At 59.6% G+C, this 15,193-nt stretch carries 13 protein-coding genes and 1 tRNA gene; 11 read left to right on the top strand and 3 right to left on the bottom strand.

The genetic code is table 11. The features are described from left to right. Nucleotides 1–52: 52 nt before the first annotated feature. Both MJQ68_RS12355 and MJQ68_RS12360 read left to right on the top strand, forming a co-directional pair. Complete coding sequence (locus MJQ68_RS12355; RefSeq protein ID WP_238751428.1) at nucleotides 53–2,623, top strand: OmpA family protein; 2,571 nt, start codon at nucleotides 53–55, stop codon at nucleotides 2,621–2,623. Then, nucleotides 2,620–2,886, top strand: coding sequence for a hypothetical protein (locus MJQ68_RS12360; RefSeq protein ID WP_238751429.1), 267 nt, complete (start codon nucleotides 2,620–2,622; stop codon nucleotides 2,884–2,886). Before MJQ68_RS12355 ends, MJQ68_RS12360 begins: the two co-directional genes overlap by 4 nt. Before the next feature lie 81 nt (nucleotides 2,887–2,967). On the opposite strand, the gene nadA is transcribed toward MJQ68_RS12360, so the two are convergent. Next, a complete protein-coding gene (gene nadA / locus MJQ68_RS12365) occupies nucleotides 2,968–3,975 on the bottom strand; it encodes a quinolinate synthase NadA (RefSeq protein WP_238751430.1) in 1,008 nt (335 codons plus the stop codon). 388 nt (nucleotides 3,976–4,363) lie between these two features. Between nadA and MJQ68_RS12370 the strand changes: the two genes are divergently transcribed. The 5 genes from MJQ68_RS12370 (at nucleotide 4,364) to MJQ68_RS12390 (ending at nucleotide 9,752) form a co-directional block, all read left to right on the top strand. Continuing rightward, nucleotides 4,364–5,335: a Gfo/Idh/MocA family protein gene (locus MJQ68_RS12370; protein WP_264759012.1), complete on the top strand. Its 972-nt coding sequence runs from the start codon at nucleotides 4,364–4,366 to the stop codon at nucleotides 5,333–5,335. 36 nt (nucleotides 5,336–5,371) lie between these two features. Continuing rightward, complete coding sequence (locus tag MJQ68_RS12375) at nucleotides 5,372–6,256, top strand: DMT family transporter (RefSeq protein WP_238751431.1); 885 nt, start codon at nucleotides 5,372–5,374, stop codon at nucleotides 6,254–6,256. A 76-nt stretch (nucleotides 6,257–6,332) separates the two neighbouring features. Continuing rightward, nucleotides 6,333–7,736 carry a BamA/TamA family outer membrane protein gene (locus tag MJQ68_RS12380; protein WP_238751432.1) on the top strand — a complete coding sequence of 468 codons (1,404 nt, stop codon included), beginning with the start codon at nucleotides 6,333–6,335 and terminating at the stop codon, nucleotides 7,734–7,736. Between the two features lie 62 nt (nucleotides 7,737–7,798). Then, nucleotides 7,799–8,683 (top strand): NAD kinase, encoded by an 885-nt coding sequence (locus MJQ68_RS12385; protein WP_238751433.1) that lies wholly within the window; start codon nucleotides 7,799–7,801, stop codon nucleotides 8,681–8,683. A gap of 259 nt (nucleotides 8,684–8,942) precedes the next feature. Beyond that, nucleotides 8,943–9,752, top strand: coding sequence for a hypothetical protein (locus MJQ68_RS12390; RefSeq protein WP_238751434.1), 810 nt, complete (start codon nucleotides 8,943–8,945; stop codon nucleotides 9,750–9,752). Nucleotides 9,753–9,833: 81 nt separating this feature from the next. Here the strand turns inward: MJQ68_RS12390 and MJQ68_RS12395 are convergent, their stop codons facing one another. Beyond that, nucleotides 9,834–10,439 carry a superoxide dismutase gene (locus MJQ68_RS12395; RefSeq protein WP_238751435.1) on the bottom strand — a complete coding sequence of 202 codons (606 nt, stop codon included), beginning with the start codon at nucleotides 10,437–10,439 and terminating at the stop codon, nucleotides 9,834–9,836. Nucleotides 10,440–10,573: 134 nt separating this feature from the next. Here MJQ68_RS12395 and MJQ68_RS12400 point away from each other — a divergent pair, with 134 nt between their 5' ends. The 4 genes from MJQ68_RS12400 to MJQ68_RS12415 all read left to right on the top strand — a co-directional run bounded on the left by MJQ68_RS12400 (nucleotide 10,574) and on the right by MJQ68_RS12415 (nucleotide 15,100). Further along, complete coding sequence (locus MJQ68_RS12400; protein WP_238751436.1) at nucleotides 10,574–13,006, top strand: DUF3536 domain-containing protein; 2,433 nt, start codon at nucleotides 10,574–10,576, stop codon at nucleotides 13,004–13,006. A 3-nt stretch (nucleotides 13,007–13,009) separates the two neighbouring features. Beyond that, nucleotides 13,010–13,999 carry a glycosyltransferase gene (locus tag MJQ68_RS12405; protein WP_238751437.1) on the top strand — a complete coding sequence of 330 codons (990 nt, stop codon included), beginning with the start codon at nucleotides 13,010–13,012 and terminating at the stop codon, nucleotides 13,997–13,999. Between the two features lie 9 nt (nucleotides 14,000–14,008). Beyond that, nucleotides 14,009–14,818, top strand: a complete 810-nt coding sequence (locus tag MJQ68_RS12410) for a 3'-5' exonuclease (RefSeq protein ID WP_238751438.1) — start codon at nucleotides 14,009–14,011, stop codon at nucleotides 14,816–14,818. Nucleotides 14,819–14,899: 81 nt separating this feature from the next. Beyond that, nucleotides 14,900–15,100, top strand: a complete 201-nt coding sequence (locus tag MJQ68_RS12415) for a hypothetical protein (protein WP_238751439.1) — start codon at nucleotides 14,900–14,902, stop codon at nucleotides 15,098–15,100. A 6-nt stretch (nucleotides 15,101–15,106) separates the two neighbouring features. Here MJQ68_RS12415 and MJQ68_RS12420 read toward each other — a convergent pair. Then, a tRNA-Ile gene (locus MJQ68_RS12420) sits at nucleotides 15,107–15,179 on the bottom strand. Between the last annotated feature and the right edge of the window lie 14 nt (nucleotides 15,180–15,193).

Raw genomic sequence — 15,193 nt, forward strand, 5'->3', positions numbered from 1 at the left:
CCTCGGTTTTAGCTTCTTCCGCGTTCTTCTTGTTCATTCACTTTGCTGCTTCATGCGTATCACATTTACCCTGTCGGCCCTCCTTCTGCTGCTCGGCCTCCCCTTGGTCGCACAGCCCCTGGCCGGTAGCTCCAACGAAGAGCAACTGCTGGCCGCCGCAGATTCCGCCCGGGCCACGTACAACTGGACCGTCGCCCTGGACAACTACCGGGAAGCCTACGATAAGAACGAGGATGAGGCCCTGCTACCCCTCATCGCGCAGATGAACTACGAACTGCGCGACGTAGCCGCTACTATCCGCGGCTACACCCGCGCCTTCCGCCGCACCGAAGCCAGTGACACGACCAACAATATTCATCGCTTCTACTTTGGCCGCGCCCTGAAGATGGATGAGCAGTACGACGAGGCCGTCACCTACCTGCAGAACTTCCTACAGTTCAATCAGGATACCGTGCTCGACTACCTGGCCCGCACCGAGATCGAAGGGGCCAGAATGTACCGCGACGTAGATCGGGAATCCGGTGACGTGGAGCTGGAGTTTCTGGACCGCAGCATCAATACTGTTTGGAGTGAATACTCCCCTGTGCTCTCCGCCGATGGGGCCACGCTGTACTACGCTACGGCCGATGCCTCGGCGGCTATCGAATTTACGGATGCTAACGACGATGGGCAGTACGTCCGCGTCTACCGCGCTACCCGTGGCGAAGAAGGGGAATGGGAAGATCCCGAGCCCCTGGGCCGTGAGGTCAACCGCCCCGGCGTGCACAGCGCCAACCCCAGCCTGAGTGCTGACGGCCGCCGCCTGTACTATAACCGCATCGGGATGAAGAGCAACAAGGTAGCTGAAGCCAAGATCTACCTGAGCGATGTAGGCGACGATGGTTGGAAGAGCGGCAACCCCGTAGGCGGCATCAACAGCGACGACTACCTAGCCCTGCAGCCGGCTACCGGCGAGCTTTTCGGGGAGGAGGTGCTCTTCTTCGTCAGCGATATGGCCGGCGGCTTCGGCGGCTACGATATTTACTACGCGACCTACCGGGGAGATGGCCGCTACGCCAGCCCCGTCAACCTGGGCGAGGCCATCAATACGGTCGGCGATGATATGACGCCCTTCTACTTCGATGGCACGCTGTACTGGAGCACTAATGGGCTACCCACCATGGGCGGCACCGACCTGTTCTACTCCGCCTGGAACGGCAGCAACTGGAGTGAAGCCACCAATATGGGGCCTGGCTTCAACAGCTCCGTCGATGACCAGAGTCTGAGCGTCTACGGCGACGGACTAGTCGGATTCATGACCAGCAACCGCCCGGGCGAAGGCCGCTCCGTCAAGAGCAAAACCTGCTGCGACGATATCTACGGCTTCGAGATCCCCACCATCCGTGCTAAGTTGGTCGTTGGACTATTCAGCGAAGACCGCCAGCCCCTCTCCAATGGCACTATCGAGTTGCAACCCATCCGCAACGGTAATCCCCTCGGCGATGGCACCCAGAAGTCACGGGACGACGGCAACCGCTTCGACTTCGGGCTCAGCCTGGAAACTGAGTATAGCGTAGTAGCGAGTCACCCCGGCTACTATCCCGATACCGTAGAGATCAATACGCTCGGCCTAGTAGAAAGCAAGGACTACGAACAGGTGTTCTTCCTCAGGTTGGATCCAGCAGCTAATCCGGTCTACGATACCATCGAGATCGAAGAATCCATTGCCCTGGAGAATATCCTGTACGACCTCGATAAATCCGATATCCGTCCGGATGCAGAGGGTGACCTACGCGTACTCACCGCCCTCATGGAAGAGTACCCCGACCTGGTCATTGAGCTGGGTTCCCATACGGACTTCCGCGGCGACGATAAATACAACCTCAACCTCAGTAAGCGCCGTGCCGACAGCGCCCGCCGCTGGCTCATCGCCCAGGGCGGTATTGCCGCCGCCCGCATCAAGTTCAAGGGCTACGGAGAGACGCAGCCCATCGTGGTATCCGAGCGACTGGCCGAGCGGACTGGCAACGTATTCTCCGCCGGCGATACACTCTCGGAGCCCTACATCAGATCCCTAGCCGGCAATGACGTCAAGGAGATCGCCCACCAGCTTAACCGCCGCACGGAGTTCAAGGTACTGGAGGGCCCTACTTCGATCATCATCCGCCGGGATATCATCGAGCGCGCCATCGAGGGTCCTGAGCGCAACGGACTGCCTACTGCACCGGCGTCCCCGCCCGCCCGTACCGATTCTATTGCTCCGATCAATCCCATGAGTACACTGTACGGCAAGCCTGCCGCGGAGGTAGCCGCACTGCCCATTCTACGGTTCGACCAGCGCAAGCTCGAGCTCGGTGCCGTGAAGCAGGGCGAACAGCGGAGCTTTACCTATACCTTCACTAATACGGGGCAGGTACCCGCCAAGATCATGCTCATCCAGGCCTGTGACTGCACCACCGTCACCCACGACAACAGCAGGGTCTACCAACCCGGCGACAGCGGCACCCTCGAAGTGGTCTTCGACAGCAGCAGCAAGGACACCGCCGAGATTATCGGCATCGATGTATTCCTGGAACAAACCCACCCCACCGGCCGACCCGTCACCGAACTGGTCGAATACAGCTTCAGCATCACCCCGCAGTGACCCTGCCCCGTCCCCTTAACCAGGCATTCGGCGCATACTACGAGGGCCTGACGCGCTATGCAGACTTCAGCGGCACCACCATCGGACGCGCCTACCTTTCTTTCCTTATCGTCAACTTGAGCATCACGCTACTTCTGGCCTTCCTCGAATACCTCACCGCCGACGGCTTCTTCCGTCTCATCGGACTCCTCTACGGCCTGGTCCTACTCCTCCCCGGCCTAGCCATCACCACCCGCCTCCTCCGCCACCTATCTACCCGCTGAAAGCGGTCTACCCCGCCGCAGGCGGTCTACCCCCGAAGGCGTCTAACCAGCCGAAGGCGTCCAACCAGCCGCCAGGCGAGCCTACAACCCAGCCTTAGCGGAGATCTCCAACATCCGGTCGATACTCTTCACGCCCCGCTCGATCACCCATTCCGGTAGCTTGATCTCGGGCAGCTCGTGCTCCATGCAGAGGTAGAGCTTTTCCATGGTATTGCGCTTCATGTGCGGACACTCATTGCACGCGCAGGTATTATTGGGCGGGGCGGGGTAGAATACGCGATCCGGCATCGCCAGCTCCATCTGGTGGATGATACCCGGCTCGGTAGCTACGATGAACTCATCGAAGGCGCTCTCCCGCGTAAAGCGCAGCAGGCTCGAAGTACTCCCGACGTGATCCGCCATATCCAGGATATGCGCCTCGCACTCTGGGTGGGCGATAAAGGCCGCCTTCGGATGGGCCATCTTGAGCTTGGTGATCTTCTCGTGGCTGAAGATCTCGTGGACCATACAGCTACCGTTCCACAGCACCATATCGCGGCCCGTCTCCTTGATCAGCCAGCGGCCCAGGTTCACGTCCGGCGCAAAGATGATGGGCTGGTCGCGGGGGATCGAATCGATCACGTGGCGGGCGTTCGTACTAGTGCAGCAAATGTCCGTCAGCGTCTTCAGCTCCGCCGTACAGTTGATGTAGCTCACGACTACATGATCGGGATATTTTTCCTTGAATTTTTTGAAAACGGGTGCCGGACAGCTATCCGCCAGGCTACAGCCCGCCTTCAGGTCCGGCAGCAACACCTTCTTCTGTGGACTCAGCATCTTCGCCGTCTCCGCCATAAAGTGCACCCCGGCAAACACGATGATATCAGCATCCGTAGAGGCCGCCTGCTGGCTCAGCCCCAGGCTATCCCCGATATAATCAGCAATATCCTGTATCTCGGACTCCTGATAGTAATGCGCCAGGATCACCGCATTGCGCTCCTTCTTCAGGCGGTTGATCTCCGCCGCCAGGTCCAGCGTAGGATCCACATCCAGGTCCAAAAAGCCCCGGCGTTTCAAATTCGTAGTAGCAAGATCAAGCTGAACAGACATAGCAGATAGTTTAATGAACGGCAATATAACGGATCCCCCCCAACAAGGTTGCTTTGCTTAAAGTTAAAGCTAAGCTATCACACCCCACGAGCGAAGCGAGCATCCCCACTATCACACCTTACGAGCGAAGCGAGCATCCCCACCTACCACACCCCACGAGCGAAGCGAGCATCCCCACCTACCACACCCACGAGCGAAGCGAGCATTCCCACCTACCACACCCACGAGCGAAGCGAGCATCCCCACCTACCCGCGCAGCGGTCTACCCCCGAAGGGGTCTAACCAGCCGAAGGCGTCTAACGAGCAAAGCGATCTACCAGCCAAAGGCGTCTAACCCCTACCTTCCCCCCCACAAAACCACCCCACCATCGCCACCTTCCACTGGGCCATTCTCGGTCTCGGCAAGATTGCCCACAGCTTCGCACAGGACCTCCGCCACCTGCCCGACGCTAAACTCATCGCCGTAGGCTCCCGCTCGCAGGAGCGCGCCCAAGCCTTCGCCACCGAATACGGCGCCCCCCACGCCGCCGGCAGTTACGCGGCTACCTTCGACGGGCCCCGCGTGGATGCCGTCTACATCGCCACCCCCCACACCAGCCACCGCGAGCTCACCCTGCTGTGCCTCGAACGGGGCATCCCCGTGCTCTGCGAGAAGCCCCTAGGACTGAACCTGGAGGAAGTGAACGAAATGATTACCGCAGCGCGTAGCAGCGGCACCTACCTGATGGAGGCCCTCTGGTCTCGCTTTTTGCCGGCGCTACTGGAAGCCAAGCAGGTGATCGACGCCGGAGGTATCGGCGAGGTGCAGAGTCTGCGGGCCGATTTCGGCTTCCTGGGGCAGCCCCGCGAGGATTTCGATCGCGACCGACTCTTCAACCCCGCCCTGGGCGGCGGCGCGTTGCTGGACATCGGAATCTACCCCATCTGGCTGGCGCAGTACATTTTCGGTGCCCCCCAGGCCATTCACGCTACGGCCCGACGCACCGCACTGGGGGCCGACGTAGATACCCAGGTCACCCTGGAATACGCCGGGGGCAAGCTGGCCCACTGCTACTCCACGCTACTCGGCATTACGAAGTGCGACGCCCTCATTCTGGGCACCGAGGGGAGTCTGCACATCCACCCCCGCTTCCACGAGGCCCGGGGCTACAGCATCCTGCGGGGCAAAGACGTACCCCCGGAAAACCACTACCACGCCTTTGAGGGCAAGGGCTACCTGTACGAGGCCCAGGCCGTGATGGAGGACGTGCGTGCGGGCCTTAGGGAGTCTGCCCGCTGGTCGCTCGACGACAGTCTGTTACTACACCGTACGCTGACGGAGGTACGGCACACCATCGGCGTCACCTACCCCGGGGAGTAGCATCGCACCAGCGGCCGCGCACGTACCTTCGCCGCCATGCAGGAAGGGCCTACGGCGCGCGATTTTCTTACGTTACTTGGTCTGAGCCTGATCTGGGGAAGTAGCTACGTACTCATCAAGTGGGGCCTGGACGTCTTCACGGCCCGGCAGGTGGCGGTGCTGCGGCTGGGCTTATCGGCCATCGCCCTGGCGCCGCTTGCGATCACCCACCTGCGGCGGGTGCGGTTGGGGCAGATCCCGCTCTTGATCGTAGTAGGACTGACGGGGACGGCGCTGCCGGCTTTTCTGTTTCCCGTGGCGCAGATGTACCTGAGCAGTAGTCTGACGGGTATGCTCAGCAGCCTGGTGCCGCTGTGTACCTTTCTGGTGGCCTGGCTGGTGTTCCGCGACCGGCCGGCGCAGCGGCAGGTGATCGGCATTGCGCTAGGGTTGCTGGGGGCCATTGCGCTGGCCTACTACTCCCCCGGCGGACAGGGCGGTACCCAGCAGCTACTGTACGCGGGGCTGGTGCTGCTGGCCTGCTTCTGCTACGGCACTTCGGCCAATCTGGTGGCGAACTACTTTCAGGACGTACCGGCGCTGACCATCACGGTGGTGAGCTACTTTCTGGTGGGGCTGCCGGCGCTGGTCTATGCCGTGGCGGTGGGCGAGGTCATTCCTACGGTAGTGGGGGCGGGGCACGCCGGTGCGATGGCCCTGCTGTACGTGAGTATTCTGGCGGTAGGCAGTACCGTGCTGGCCGGCCTGGTCTACTACCGTTTGGTGCAGCGTACGGGGGCGGTGTTCGCCAGTACGGTGAGCTACCTGATCCCGGTGGTGGCCCTGCTGTGGGGAGTAGTGGATGGTGAAGGGGTCGTCTGGATACAGGTTCCGGCTATTGCACTGGTATTAGTCGGCGTGTTTATGAGCAAGCGTAGCTGACAGGACAGTTTAAGTCCTCGCTTTTGTCGTTCTTGGTCCGCCACTTAAAGCCCGTGGGTGGTGTTAAGCTTGCTGCATGAAGATTTTTTTACTCGCTGCCTTTACTCTACTGTGTCTGCCGTGCTGGGCGGGACCGGGGGATTCCCTCACCGTAGAGGAGGTCTATCTCGTGGGCCACAAGAAGACCCGGCCCCGGGTGGTGTACCGGGAGATGACCTTCGGGCGGGGCGACCGGCTGGCCGTAGCGGACTTCGAGCAGGAGGTGGCGCGCAGCTACAACAACCTGATGAATACGGGGCTGTTTGCTTCGGCCACGGTCACCTACGATACAGCGCAGCTGATGGATGGCGGGCAGATGACCCTCATCGTGAGCATGCGCGAAACCTGGTATATCTATCCCGTCCCCGTATTCTCGTTGGCGGATCGCAATTTCAACGTGTGGTGGAACGAGCAGGACCGCTCGCTAGACCGCGTGAACGTAGGGGGGAAGCTGAACTATTACAATTTTACCGGGCAGCGCGACCGGCTCAAGCTGGGGTTCACTACGGGCTATACGCGATCCTTACAGGCTAGCTACGGCTTTCCCTACCTCAACCGGAGCGGCTCGATCGGAATGGACGTCAGTTTCAACTACCTGCGGCGGCGGGAGCAGAACTACCTGACGCGTAATAACCGGCAGGAATTCTACTCCGACCCCAACAACTTCGTGTACCGGCGGTCTTCGGCGGAGGTCTCCCTGTCGTACCGCCGCCGTATCTACGTATCCCACAGCGTCTCGTTCGGCTGGCGGCATTCGGAGATCGCCGATACGATCGGTCAGGTGCTTAATCCGGATTTCTTCGGTGGCGGCCGGACCGATCAACGCTACGTGCGATTGGGATACGATTTTACAAACGACCGGCGCGACGTGCGCAATTACCCCTGGAAGGGTACCTATCTATCGGCCGGAATAGCCAAGGAAGGACTCGGGATATACGGAGAGCGGGACGGACTGGAGGTACACGGCGATTACCGGCGGTTCGTGCCCTTTGGCAAGCGGTATTCCCTTAACTATAGTCTAGCGGGCAAGTACAGCCTGATCCGTACGCGCCAGCCATTTTTGGAGAACCGGGCCATCGGGTTCGGCAGTAATGGCCTTATTGGCTACCAATTTTACGTAGTGGACGGGCTGGATATGCTGATCTGGCGCCTGGGGGTACGGCGGGAACTATTCGAGACCAAACTTGATCTGGGTAAGCTCGTATTTATTGATGCGTTTCGGTATATCCCCCTACGGATGCTGTTCAGCCTACAGTTCAACCAGGGCATTGCCAATGCGCCCTTTGTGGATGGATCGAACCGCCTGAACAACATTCTGCTTACCGGCGTCGGGGCGGGCCTCGATGTGGTATTGTACTACGACATGGTGGCTGGTGTACAGTACAACCGCAACCATTTGGGAGAGGGTGGGGTGTACCTCAACCTCAATCTTTCCTTCTAGCCACCCGGGTGCCCCGTATATTTCGTAACCTTGCCATAGGTCGCGCGTCAATCGGCTCCATTATGCAGGTAGTCATTTACAGTCAGGTATTTAAGGAAGATGACCGGGGTCCGGTACAGGAATTATTCAATTTGCTGGCAATTGAGAAATTTTCCACGTATGTATACGGGCCTTACTTGGAGCAAATTCGGCCACATATCAATTTCAGCCGGGATGTGGGCATCTTTGACACCCATCTAGATTTCCGGATTAAGAAGTTTGATATCCTCATCACGCTGGGTGGGGACGGCACGATCCTGAGTGCGCTACTAATGGTCAAAAATTACCAGATCCCCATCCTCGGTATCAATCTGGGGCGGCTGGGCTTTCTGGCGCGGGTAGAGAAGACCAAGATGGTGGAGGCCATGCGCCTACTGGCCCGGGGCCGGTTCGAGACCGAGCGGCGAGACATGCTCTACCTGGAAAGCAACCTGCCGATATTCGGCGATACGCCCTATGCCCTCAATGACTTTACGCTGCTCAAGCGGGATACCTCCTCGATGATCACCATCCATACCTATATCAATGGCGCATATTTGAACAGTTACTGGGCGGACGGCATCATCGTGGCCACCCCTACGGGCAGTACGGGCTATAGCCTGAGTTGCGGGGGGCCGATCGTATTTCCCGGCAGCGGTAATTTTGTAGTCACACCCGTAGCGCCGCACAACCTGAACGTACGGCCGATCGTCATTAGCGATGATGCGGTGGTCAGCTTTCAGATCGAGGGACGGGCGGAGAACTTCCTGTCTACGCTCGATAGCCGGTTTGAGACCGTTACGGCGGTGCACGAGCTGGCGGTGCGCAAGAACGATTTCGGTATCGAGTTGGTCAAATTGCCCGAAATTACCTTCATGGATACGCTACGGGGGAAGTTGAATTGGGGGGAGGACCGGAGAAATCATTAAAGGACAGCCTTTTTTAGTATATTTTTAGTATACTTGGAACATCTGAAGGATTCGTGTATTATATACTATATCCAAATGGATGGTGCGCCGGGCCCTCAATGCTCTGCGCGAAGCCTATACCCTAGTTAAACGCACACGCTTAAGTATAACCTAGGAGAACTGTCCTTTTTTCATTTATTCACCGGATGTTTTTACTGCTGCTTCCTCCCGAGGCGGTATTCTCCAGTATAGACCGTCCGATTCACTCAATTCAACCTTAATGGCAAGTTTTAAAAAAGAGCTAAAGGCAATCATGTCGCGCTTCGACGCGGCACAGGAAGCCTTTACCGAAGGTGCCGATAAGCACAAGAAATCAAAGAAGAAGCTTAAGGCTTCCAAGGCCAAGATCAAGAGCCTGGAGCAAAAGGTAGCCAGCCTCAAGCAGGAGCTAAAACTGGCCCGCAAGAAGAGCAAAGCCTCCAAGGCCCCCGCTACTCCCGTCGACTCTACCGCTACCACGGCCAGTAAGCCAAAACGCGCGTCGAAGGACTCTTCCGGCAGTGCCGCTAAATCTACCGGCGCACGTCGCGGACGGCCCAAAAAGAGCGACTCGTCCAGTACGTCGTCTTCCAACGGAAGCAAAACAGCTAAGTCTGCCAAGCAGTACAACAACAACGTATCCGCCGAAGAATTGGCTCAGGCTGTTTCCGACGCTCCCGATACCGTAAGCGAAGCCGCTGCCGAAAAGACCAGCCCCAAGCCCCGCCGGGGCCGCCCCGCCAAATCGGGTGCCCCCAAGGCTAGCGCTGCGAAGAAGCCCAGAGCTACTAGCGGTACCGGACGTCGCGGTCGCCCCTCCACCAAGCCGCCCGCCAGCCCCCTGACCAAGATCAATGGCGTAGGCGCTACCATGGCTACCCGCTTCGAAGAGGCTGGCGTGACCACCGTAGAGCAGTTTGCTAAGCTGTCGGACGACGACATGAAGGAGGTACTGCAGAAGTGTGGTCCCCGCTACCGCAGTGCCGATGCTACCCGCATGGAGAGCTACCGCAGCGCCGCCCGTGATGCCATGCAGTCTTCGGAGTCCTAGACAGATCCCACTACGGCTTTAAAAAGAAAACCGCCACCCGGAAACGGGTGGCGGTTTTTTTAATGTGGGTAAGCAACGTGCTTATTTCGCTGCAGCGTAACGCTTGCTGACTTCCTCCCAGTTGACTACGTCGAAGAAGGCAGACACGTAGTCCGGCCGCCGGTTCTGGTAGTTGAGGTAGTAGGCGTGCTCCCAGACATCAAGCCCGAGGATCGGAGTGCCCTTTACGTCCACTACATCCATCAGGGGATTATCCTGATTGGGGGTAGAAGTAACGGCCAGTTCGCCGTTGCTCTTGACAATGAGCCAGGCCCAGCCGGAGCCGAACTGTCCGCCGGCAGCGGTGGCAAACTTCTCCTTGAAGCTGTCGTAGCTTCCGAATGCTTTGTCGATGGCCTGGGCAAGCGCACCGCTGGGCTTGCCGCCGCCGTTGGGGCTCATGACGGTCCAGAAGAGTTTATGATTGTAGTAGCCGCCGCCGTTGTTGCGTACGGCGGTGCTCGCGCTACCGACGTTCTTGAGGATGTCCTCGATGGACTTACCGCTCATATCGGTGCCCTCCAGGGCAGCGTTTAGTTTGTTGGTATAGCCGGCATGGTGCTTGCCGTGGTGGATCTCCATCGTACGTGCGTCGATGTGGGGCTCGAGTGCATTAAAGGCGTAGGGAAGATCGGGTAGGGTAAACATAGTGGGATGATATAAATGAAAATGAGGTAATGTAGGCGAGATTACCAACGCGGGGCTAGTAACTACGCCTTTGTACAACGCCACACCCCATGGAGTGTTGACCCCACAGTACCTGAGCGTACTACCTTTGGGCTATGCCCCATAAGTACATCTGTATTCACGGTCACTTCTACCAACCACCCCGGGAGAATGCGTGGCTAGAAACCATCGAGATCCAGGATAGCGCAGCGCCCTACCACGACTGGAACGAACGCATCAACGAGGAATGCTACGCCCCCAACGCCACGGCGCGCGTACTGAACGCGGAACAACACATCGCCGCGATCTCCAACAACTACGCGCGCATCAGCTGGAATATGGGGCCCACCCTGCTATCCTGGCTGCAGGAGCATGACCCCGCTACCTACGCGCACGTACTAGCGGCCGACCAACAGAGCCAGCAACGGTTCGGCGGACACGGCTCGGCCGTAGCACAGAGTTACAACCACATCATCATGCCGCTGGCCAACGCCCGGGATCAGCAGACGCAGATCCGGTGGGGCATTGCAGACTTCGAGCAGCGCTTCGGCCGCAAACCCGAAGGGATGTGGCTAGCCGAAACAGCGGTCGATACGGACTGCCTGGAGGCGCTCGTCGATAATGATATACTGTATACCATCCTGGCTCCCCGACAGTGCAGGGCGGTGCGGCCCGCAACGTCCGCCGACTGGCGGGAAGTGCACGGGGGGGTAGACCCACGCCGGGCCTACCGCTGCACACTACCCAGTGGCCGCTCTATCGCACTGTTCTTCTACGACGGCGATGTAGCCAAGGCCGTAGCCTTCGAGGGGCTACTCAATGACGGCAGGCTACTCGCGCAGCGGCTGATGAATAGTCTGGACGGGGGAGATGAAGTGCAGTTGGCTCAGATCGCCACCGACGGCGAGAGCTACGGCCACCACCACGGTAAGGGTGAAATGGCCCTGGCCGCCTGCCTGGACGATATCGACCAGCACCCCGATTACCAGCTGACGAATTACGGGGAATTTCTGGCACTACACCCCCCGGAGTGGGAAGCTCAGATTCACGAAAACAGCTCCTGGTCCTGCGTACACGGCGTGGAACGCTGGCGCAGCGACTGCGGCTGCGAGACGGGCGGTGGCCCGGGCTGGCATCAGCGCTGGCGCGCGCCGCTACGGGCCGCGCTGGACCGGGTCCGCGACCGCCTCGTGCAGGTCTTTGAGGCAGAGTCTGCCGACCTGCTGACCGACTGCTGGACGGCACGCGATGCCTACATTGGCCTGGTACTGGACCGTTCGCCGGAGCGGGTCGCAGCCTTTTTACAGCAGTTTGCCAAGCAGGAGGAGGTAACCGAAGAGCAGCAGGTACGCATCCTGCGTCTGCTCGAGATGCAACGGCACGCCATGCTGATGTATACCAGCTGCGCCTGGTTCTTCAACGAAGTCACCGGCATCGAAACCCTGCAGGTGCTCCAGTACGCTAACCGGGCCCTCCACCTGTGTGAGGTGCTAACGGGTCGGGACTACCATCCCGAATTCCTGACCGATCTGGAAGGCATAGAGAGTAACGTACTGCCTAATGCAGCGGTAGCCTACGCCGCTACGGTGATGCCGGCACGGGTCGGTCTGCTACGCGTGGGAATGCACTTTGCCGCAGCCAGCTTATTCGAGGAGGAACCCGCCCAACTGGAGCTGTTCAATTACCGGAGTCAGCTACAGAGCCTGCGGCAGTACCGGGCCGGATCCTTCCGTCTGTCGGTGGGGCAGATGCGGATCACCTCCAAACTTACCTACAGCTCTTCAGATTTCAGCTACGCAGTGCTCTACCTCGGCCAGCAGGCAATGATCGGGGAGATCTGTCGGGAGATGACGCCCGAGCAGTTTGCTGCCGTGCTTCCTGAGCTGGAGCAGGAATTTCGCGACGGCCACGTCAGTGAGGTGATCAATCTGATGAAGGACCATTTCTGTCACCAGAGCTTTTCGGTGCACCACCTGTTCCGCGACGAGAAGCGCAAGATCCTGCTCGAAATGACCGAGCGTACGCTGGAGATCGCCGCGGCGAGCTTTTCCGACGTGTACTACGATAGCTACCAGCTCATGAGTACCATGCGGGCCAGTGGCTTGCCCCTGCCGGACAGCTACCGGGCTGCCATCGAATTCAATATGCGGCGGCGACTGCTCGACCTGCTGCAAACACCGAAAAAAGCAGACCGGCCGCGCCTACAGCGTATCGTCTCCGATCACCGCCACTGGAACCATCGCTACAAGCAGACGGCCCTCCTGGAAACGACCGCCGCCCACGCCGTACACGTGCTGGTCCAGGCCGCCGTGCGTCGTCCCGATCTTTGGCACTGGACGCTGGAGCTGGTGCGCGGACTACGTGAACTCGGACTGCGACCCAATCTCTACCGGGCACAGACCAGTATGATGGAGCGGTGGACCGCCGCATACGCAGCTTCCTGTAGCGACGAGCACCGCACAGCAGGCCTGGCCCTGGCCCGGGAGCTGGAGCTTCAACTGGGATTTGTAGACGTCGCGCCCGCGGTAGTCGAACTACAGTCCGCCTAGGTCGTGCGTCTCGCCCTGCTCGCTCCGTTGGAGTATCCGCTCACGCAACCCTACGTAGGTGGGCTCGAACGGCATACCGTGCAGCTGGCCCGGGGACTGGCCGCGCTGGGTCACGAGTTGACGCTATTCGCACGGCCGGGCTCCGAACCCCTACCGGGTATACAACTGGTAACCGACTTTACGAACTACGGCAAGCTACTGCGCCACCTGCGTACGGCAGACTACGACCTGCTGCACAACAACACGATCAACTTCCTGCCTACGCTGCTGTCCTTCCGGTTGCCCTATCCGGTAGTGACCACCCTACACACGCCGCCCTACCGCCGCCTACTGCCGGGTGCACTGAGTGCGCGCGTACTGGGGGGGGCGAGTTTCGTAGCCATCAGTAGGCACCTGGCCCGCCGGTGGCAGCGGTATACCGGGCCGTGTACGGTCATTCACAACGGGATCGACCCCGCGGACTGGTCCTTCACCAGCAGCGCACCTGCGTGTAGCGCCCTGTGGTACGGACGGATCACGCCGGAGAAGGCCCCCCACCTGGCGATCCTGGCAGCGCGTAGGGCGGGCTACCGGATCCGACTCGCGGGGCCAGTCGGTGACGCGGCGTACCACCGGGACCGGCTGTTGCCCTTGCTGGGTCAGGATGCGGAGTACCTGGGGCATCTCGATCAGCATGCGCTACTACCACATATGGGGAATGCCGCGGTGGGCTTATTCACTTCGGTGTGGGAGGAGCCCTTCGGACTGGTCATTCCCGAGCTGCTGGCCTGTGGAACGCCGGTGGTCGGCTTCGCGAGTGGAGCGGCGCCCGAGCTGGTGACGGATGCGGTCAGTCGGCTAGTTCCCGTTGGGGACGTGCTGCGACTGGCGGAGGCGATTCCTCAGGCTGCCGGGCTGGATCGCGTTGCGTGTCGTACCTATGCAGTCGATCATTTCCACGTACAGAAGATGATCGACGCTTACCACGCGCTGTACCTTCGCCTGACCGCCTAATTTTATCCTATGCTGCTTTCCCTGCCCAACGATCTGGTATTCTTCGACCTCGAGGCCACCGGGCTCAACATCACCCGTGACCGGATCGTACAGATCGCGCTGATCAAACTGTTCGCCGACGGACGGCCGCAGGAGGAGTTGGAAATGAAGCTCAACCCCACTGTGCCGATCAGCGCCGAGGCCAGTGCGATCCACGGACTGAGCAACGAAGACGTAGCCAACGAGCCTACTTTTCCGGAAGTAGCCGCCCGTATTCAGGACTTCATCGGAGATGCGGACCTGGCGGGCTACAACTCCAACCGCTACGACGTGCCCCTGCTACAGGAGGAATTCTACCGTGCGGGCATCTTCTTCGACACCAATGGTCGCCGGCTGATCGATGCCCAGCAGATCTTCTACCAGATGGAGCCGCGGACGCTGGGTGCGGCGCTGAAGTTCTACGCGGGTAAGGAAATGGAGAATGCCCACGACGCCCTGGCCGACGTGCGCGCCACCGTAGATGTATTCGCCGGACAACTCAAGCACTACGCCGGAGCGACCTATACCAAGGACGACGGCACCGTCATCGAGCCGTTTACGGACCTCGACGCGGTAGCGGATTTCTGTAAGGACGATCGCTTCCTGGACGCTACCCGGCGGCTCAAGCGCGGTCCGGACGGCATCCCCGTATTCAACTTCGGCAAGCACGCCGGCAAGCCGGTCGCGGAGGTCTTCGCCAAGGAGCCCAGTTACCTGCGCTGGATTCTGGAAAAGGACTTTAGCACGGAGGTGAAAACGCTGGTGCAGGTGATCGACGAGCAGCGGCGAAAGGGCAAATAAGGCGTTCGGTAAAGGGTATCGTGTGGTGCCCGGGGCTGAACCAGCTATCGGGCGGATCGGTTAGATCAGAAAGACCCGACCATGCAATTCAATCGCACCCCCTCCCGCTACCGCTTATTCGACGCTAAGACCCAGCGTCCGATCCTCGCCGACGATAAGAAGGACAAGCAGACCGATAAAGATCCCAAAAAGGACTTCCCTAATCAGGACGATGACGACCTGAAGAACGTCGACCAGAGCAAGGGCGGCTACGGCGACGGTACCGGCTTCAGTAAGGAGTAAAGTGAGTGGGCCCAGTAGGATTTGAACCTACGACCAACGGATTATGAGTCCGCGGCTCTAACCACTGAGCTATGGGCCCCAGTGCGGACGCAA

The sequence above is a fragment of the Neolewinella maritima genome, assembly GCF_923081025.1.
Taxonomy (GTDB): domain Bacteria; phylum Bacteroidota; class Bacteroidia; order Chitinophagales; family Saprospiraceae; genus Neolewinella; species Neolewinella maritima.